Origin of the sequence: Planotetraspora thailandica, assembly GCF_016863335.1 — a bacterium.
GTDB lineage: Bacteria > Actinomycetota > Actinomycetes > Streptosporangiales > Streptosporangiaceae > Planotetraspora > Planotetraspora thailandica.
In genome coordinates, this window is the sequence record NZ_BOOR01000040.1 from 1 (window position 1) to 1431 (window position 1431).

Consider the following 1431-nt stretch of genomic DNA (forward strand, 5'->3'; position numbering starts at 1 on the left):
CTCCTGCGCCTCAGCCAAACACCCAGACGCCACCTCAGGCGGGTCGACCAAGGCCAGCGTGGACGCGGCATCCACCAGCACCGCCACCAAACGACCCGAACCCAACCCAGCGAACGCGCCCGGCATGGCCGCCGACGCGGTGGAACCGGACGACGCAGTGGAACCGGACGACGCAGTGGAACCGGACGACGCAGTGGAACCGGACGACGCGGCAGGCCCGGCGGGGCCTGATGGTTCGGTCGAGTGGTGCGAGCCGTGCGGCTCTGGGGGAAGCTCTTGCTCATCGCGCACATGCGCAGCGGAAAGAGCACATTCCTCGGCAGGCAACTCGGTGGACGCCTGCGTCGCCGTCCCGCCTTCTGCCCCACTGTCCGCGCTGGTGGGCGGCTCCGCCGAAGCCCCTGACGCGGGCTCGGGCTCGGGCTCGGGCTCGGGCGAAGCCTCTCGCGCGAGCTCGGCGGCGTCATCGGCGGGCGGCTCGCCACAGCCCACGGACGAAAGGCGTCCGATACCCGGCTGCGCAGGCTCAGACGGCGCAGGGACTGCGGATGCGTTCTCCGCGAGCGTGGCCTCCCACCATGCCTTGATCCCCGACGCAGAACTCAACGCCGAACTGCCGTCCGACGACCACGCCTGGGCCCGCTCCCGCACCTCCGCCCACCACTCGGAACCACCGATCGGCTCCGCCGACGAACCCGACGCGCCGGCGACGGAGGGTGCCGACGCGCGGCGACCGGTACGGGACTCCTGCACGACACACCCCCTCGATCGAAAGCCTGTTTGAATATTGGCACAGCAATCACAGATTCACCATTGCCTTGGAGCACAGTTTCTGCAGCATTATCGATAGGAAATATGCGGACATGCTCGGCGAACGCTTGGAGGACTCCACCAAACGGCATGCACGTACTGCAGAAGCGCCGACATGAAAGCCAGTGGGTCATGGGCCAAGTTTCCAGAACCGCGGAAATGCGACCTCCGGAACCCACCGGACCTCGCGCACCGGAAACCCGAATCAGGCGCCGCACCTGAATCACTCACCGCACGGGCGACCCGAAAGCACGCCTCACACAGCCGACCTCAAATCACGGCCCGCACGGCCAACCCCGGACCACGTCCCCCACCCGAAGGGCCACGTCTCTCACGGCCGACCCGAAACACGACTCCGCCGACCTTCGCACCCTGGAGGGCAAGGTTGCCATCGACGTCTCCCGCCCGCCGGTGGCGGGGTTCGCCCAAATCCCGCACGGAGGCACCTGTCGGGACGGCCCGACCGCGACCAGGATCGGGGCCGGCAACCGGGGCCGGGGGCGAAGCCAGGACCGGGGACGGGGACCGGGGACCGGGGACGGAGACCAGGACCGGGGACGGGGACCAGGACCGGGGACGGGGACCAGGACCGGGGACGGGGACCAGGACCGGGGACGGGGA

At 69.5% G+C, this 1431-nt stretch carries 1 pseudogene; it reads right to left on the minus strand.

The window, feature by feature from the left end:
- A pseudogene (locus Pth03_RS25580) lies at positions 1 to 753 on the minus strand (hypothetical protein); the annotation flags it as partial.
- Between the last annotated feature and the right edge of the window lie 678 nt (positions 754 to 1431).